At 68.0% G+C, this 4,895-nt stretch carries 5 protein-coding genes; all 5 read left to right on the forward strand.

From position 1 onward, the window contains the following. Window positions 1-1,636 (forward strand): DNA-directed RNA polymerase subunit beta' (locus FJY74_09245; GenBank protein MBM3308498.1); only part of this gene is annotated, 1,636 nt, incomplete at its 5' end. A gap of 47 nt (window positions 1,637-1,683) precedes the next feature. Then, on the forward strand, window positions 1,684-2,055 hold the full coding sequence (locus tag FJY74_09250) for a 30S ribosomal protein S12 (protein MBM3308499.1): 372 nt from the start codon (window positions 1,684-1,686) through the stop codon (window positions 2,053-2,055). Window positions 2,056-2,066: 11 nt separating this feature from the next. Then, window positions 2,067-2,537 (forward strand): 30S ribosomal protein S7, encoded by a 471-nt coding sequence (gene rpsG, locus FJY74_09255; GenBank protein ID MBM3308500.1) that lies wholly within the window; start codon window positions 2,067-2,069, stop codon window positions 2,535-2,537. Window positions 2,538-2,669: 132 nt separating this feature from the next. Further along, window positions 2,670-4,748: an elongation factor G gene (gene fusA / locus FJY74_09260; GenBank protein ID MBM3308501.1), complete on the forward strand. Its 2,079-nt coding sequence runs from the start codon at window positions 2,670-2,672 to the stop codon at window positions 4,746-4,748. Between the two features lie 21 nt (window positions 4,749-4,769). Then, window positions 4,770-4,895: elongation factor Tu (gene tuf, locus FJY74_09265; GenBank protein ID MBM3308502.1), on the forward strand; the 126-nt coding region annotated here is incomplete at its 3' end.

Raw genomic sequence — 4,895 nt, forward strand, 5'->3', positions numbered from 1 at the left:
GGAGGTCATCCTCGGTCGCAACGAGCTCATCGACGAGGAGGCCGCCGACAAGCTCCGCAACATGAACATCGAGGAAGTGACGATCCGGTCCGTTCTCACGTGCGAGTCCGCGCGCGGCGTGTGCGCGCTCTGCTACGGCCGCAACCTCGCGACGGGCCGCATCGTGGAGATCGGCGAGGTCGTCGGCGTCGTGGCGGCGCAGTCCATCGGAGAGCCGGGAACGCAGCTCACGCTTCGGACGTTCCACATCGGCGGCACGGCCGGGCGCATCGCGGAGGTCTCGAAGCGCGAGGCGATCGCGCCGGGGACGATCAAGTTCGACTTCGACAAGGCCGCGTCGCTGCGCACGGACGCGGACGGGAACCAGATCGTCATCGGCCGCAACGCCAGACTGATGAAGCTGGGTGACGACGGGCGGACGAGGACCTACAACATCCCGTACGGCGCGATCCTGCGCGTGCAGGAGGGCCAGCACGTCGAGGAGGAGCAGACGCTCTTCGAGTGGGACCCCTACAACGACCCGATCATCGCGCGGTCCGGCGGCACGGTGCGGTTCGAGCAGATCGTCGAGGGGCGCACGATGGAGCGCTTCGCGGACGAGACGACCGGTCACCGCGAGCGCGTGATCGTCGAGGACCCGGAGAAGGAGCTGCACCCGTCCATCGTCGTCGAGTCGAAGTCGGGCAGGTCCACGGGCGACTACATTCTGCCCACCGGCGCGCGCATCCTGGTGCAGGACGGCGACGCGATCCAGCCGGGCACGGTGCTCGCGAAGATCCAGCGCGAGTTCGGCAAGACCCGGGACATCACGGGAGGCCTCCCGCGCGTCGAGGAGCTCTTCGAGGCGAGGCCGCCCAAGAACCCGGCGACGATCAGCGAGATCGACGGCATCGTGCGGTTCGGCGACGTGAAGAAGGGCATGCGCGAGGTCGTGGTCGCCGGCGACGGTGTGGAGAAGGTCTACCGCCTGCCGCACGGCATCCACCTGCGCGTGCACGACGGGGAGTCGGTGAAGGCCGGCGACCGCCTGTCCGAGGGGCCGATCAACCCGCACGACATCCTCGGGATCCGCGGCGAGAAGGCGGTCCAGGAGTACCTCCTGAACGAGATCCAGGAAGTCTACCGACTGCAGGGCGTGAAGATCAACGACAAGCACATCGAGATGATCGTCCGGCAGATGCTCCAGCGCGTGCTGGTCGTCGACCCGGGCGACACGAGGTTCCTCGAGGGCGACGTCGTGTCGCGCGCCGAGTTCGAGCGCGAGAACCGGCGCATCGCCGAGGAGAACAAGGCCATCGAGGACCCGTCGAAGAAGCTCCATCCCGCCACGCACGAGGCGCGGCTCCTGGGCATCACGAAGGCGGCGCTGACGACCGACAGCTTCATCTCGGCCGCGTCGTTCCAGGAGACCACGCGCGTGCTCATGATGGCGGCGACCAGGGGGGACATCGACCAGCTTCGGGGGCTCAAGGAGAACGTGATCATCGGGCGGAGGATCCCGGCCGGGACCGGACTGAAGGAGTTCGAGGACATCGCGGTCCTCAGGCCCGAGGAGCCGGAGCCCACGGTCGTCGAGCGCCCGGACGAGGCGCCCGAGACCGACGTCGAGAGCACGCTGACGTCGGCGACCTCCTGAGGGAGCGGCGCGGGCGTCGGACGGACACAACCAGCGAGGAGGACAGTGTGCCGACAGTCAACCAGCTCGTGAAGCGCGGACGCGTCGAGCGCATCAAGAAGAAGCCGGCTCGTGCGCTTCAGGGCCATCCTCAGCGCCGCGGCATCTGCACGAGGGTGTACACGACGACCCCCAAGAAGCCGAACTCGGCGCTCCGCAAGGTGGCCAGGGTGAGGCTCATGAAGGGCGACTCGGTCACGGCGTACATCCCCGGCGAGGGGCACAACCTGCAGGAGCACTCGGTCGTGCTCATCCGCGGCGGGAGGGTGAAGGACCTGCCGGGCGTTCGCTATCACATCATCCGCGGCCCGCTGGACTCAGCCGGCGTGGACGGTCGGAAGAAGTCGCGCTCGAAGTACGGGACGAAGCGGCCGAAGTAGAGGAGAGCAGCATGCCGAGAAGGCGCGAGATCGCAAAGCGGGAGAGGCAGCCGGATCCGAAGTACGGAAGCCAGCTCGCGACGCACTTCGTGAACTGCCTCATGAAGGGCGGGAAGAAGAGCACGGCCGAGAAGTCGTTCTACTCGGCGCTCACCATCGTGGCCGACAGGACCAAGGAAGACCCGCTTCAGGTCTTCGAGCGGGCCGTGGGCAACGTGAGGCCGATGCTGGAGGTGAAGTCGAGGAGGGTGGGGGGAAGCACCTATCAGGTGCCGGTGGAGGTGCGGCCGGAGCGGCGGACGGCTCTCGCGTTCCGGTGGATCATCGGCTACGCGCGGGAGCGCTCCGAGCACTCGATGGCGGAGAAGCTCGCGGGGGAGATCCTCGCCGCGTACAAGAAGGAAGGCGCGGCGATGAAGAAGCGGGACGACACGCACAAGATGGCCGAGGCCAACAAGGCCCTGGCGCACTACAAGTGGTAATCGGCCCGAGGCGGGGGACCATTGACCGGCACGGCGGAATACGGGGCGCACGGGGAGGGGAACGCCGGGGTCCGGGTTCTCCCGACGACGGTGTCGCGGCGGCGGGTCGCCGCGGGAGCGAGTGAGCGGTTCATGGCGCGGGCAGTCCCTCTCGAGAGGGTGCGGAACATAGGCATCATGGCGCACATCGATGCCGGCAAGACCACTCTCACGGAGCGCATCCTGTTCTACACGGGGCGCGTGCGCCGCATGGGCGAGGTGCACGACGGCGCGGCGGTGATGGACTGGATGCCGCAGGAGCGCGAGCGCGGCATCACGATCACGTCCGCCGCGACCACCTGCTACTGGCTCGACCACAGGGTCAACATCATCGACACGCCGGGGCACGTGGACTTCACGGTCGAGGTGGAGCGGTCGCTGAGGGTGCTCGACGGGGCCGTCGCCGTGTTCTGCGGCGTCGGAGGCGTCGAGCCGCAGTCCGAGACCGTCTGGCGCCAAGCGAACGAGCACAAGGTCCCGCGGCTCGCGTTCGTCAACAAGCTCGACCGCGTCGGCGCGGACTTCGAGAACTGCGTGACGATGATGACGGACCGCCTGCGCGCGAACCCGGTGCCCGTGCAGTTCCCGATCGGGATCGGCGAGTCCTTCGAGGGTCTTGTGGATCTCGTCGCCATGAAGGCGGTGCGCTTCGACGAGGACAGCTTCGGGGCGGTCGTCCGCGAGGACGACGTGCCGCCTGCGCTCCGCGCGGAGGCGGAGGTCCGCCGCGACCACATGATCGAGCAGATCGTCGAGGCGGACGAGACCGTCGCGGAGAAGTTCGTTCACGGCGAGGAGATCTCGAACGACGAGGTCGTCGGCGCGATCCGGAGGGCGACCATCGCGCTCAGGATCGTCCCCGTGTTCTGCGGTTCGGCGCTCAGGAACGTCGGCGTCCAGCGGCTTCTGGACGGCGTCACGAGCTACCTCCCGTCGCCCCTGGACATCCCGGCGGTCGCGGGAACGAACCCGTTCACGCACAAGTCCGAGCTGCGCGAGGCGGACGACTCGAAGCCCGCGGCGGCGCTCGCGTTCAAGATAGCCACCGACCCGTACGTCGGGCGGCTCACGTACCTCCGGGTGTACTCGGGCACGATCGAGAAGGGCGAGCAGCTCCTGAACCCGAGGACCGGAAAGAAGGAGCGCATCGGGCGGATCCTCCTCATGCACGCGAACAAGCAGGAGGATCTCATCGAGACGATGGCGGGCGAGATCGTCGCCGTCGTGGGGCCGAAGCAGACGAGCACGGGCGACACGCTCTGCGACGTGAAGCGGCCCATCGTGCTCGAGCGGATGAAGTTCCCCGAGCCGGTCGTCTCGGTCGCGATCGAGCCGAAGACCAAGGCGGACGACGAGAAGCTGAGCGACACGCTCCTGCGGCTTGCGGAGGAGGATCCGACGTTCACTGCGAAGACGCACCCCGACACCGGTCAGACCATCATCTCGGGGATGGGCGAGCTTCATCTCGAGATCCTCACCGACCGCATGCTGCGGGAGTTCGGCGTGAAGGCCAACGTCGGCAAGCCGATGGTGGCCTATCGAGAGACGATCACGCAGGCGGCCGAGGCCCGCGGCCAGTACATCCGCCAGAGCGGCGGCAGGGGCCAGTACGGCGACGTGACGCTCCGCGTCGAGCCCCTGGCCGAGGGCGGATTCGAGTTCGTGAACGAGATCAAGGGCGGCGACGTGCCGCGGGAGTTCGTGCCTTCCGTGCGCGCGGGCGTCGAGAGCGCCATGGAGAACGGCATTCTCTCCGGGTATCAGCTCGTCGACATGAAGGTCGCGCTCGTCGGCGGGAGCTATCACGAGGTGGACTCGAGCGACATCGCCTTCCGCGCGGCGGGCTCGATCGCGCTCCGGGACGCCGTCATGAAGGCGCGCCCCGTGCTGCTCGAGCCGATCCTGAGCGTCGAGGTCGTCGTGCCGGAGCAGTACGTCGGCGAGGTCATCGCCGACCTCAACGCGCGGGGCGGGAAGATCGAGGGCTCGAGGATGCGCGCCGACGCGCAGGTCGTGGACGCGACGGTGCCGCTCGGCCGGATGTTCGGATACGCGACCGCGCTTCGGTCGCTCACGCAGGGCAGGGCGCTCTACACGACGCAGTTCTCGCACTACGCGGGCGTCTCGCAGGAGAGGCAGGAGAAGATCGTGGCGGGGTTCGGCTGGGCCTAGCGACGACGAAGGAGTCGGGAGATGGCGAAGCAGAAGTTCGAGCGGACGAAGCCTCACATCAACGTGGGGACGATCGGGCACGTGGACCACGGGAAGACGACGCTGACGGCGGCGATCACGAAGGTCCTTGAGCAGAAGGGCCTGTCG

The sequence above is a fragment of the Candidatus Effluviviaceae Genus I sp. genome (assembly GCA_016867725.1).
Taxonomy (GTDB): Bacteria; Joyebacterota; Joyebacteria; order Joyebacterales; family Joyebacteraceae; genus VGIX01.

Excerpts from the sequence above, each read along its gene's own strand:
- rpsG (MBM3308500.1), top strand. The coding sequence starts at position 2,067 with ATGCCGAGAAGGCGCGAGATCGCAAAGCGGGAGAGGCAGCCGGATCCG.
- fusA (MBM3308501.1), top strand. The coding sequence starts at position 2,670 with ATGGCGCGGGCAGTCCCTCTCGAGAGGGTGCGGAACATAGGCATCATG.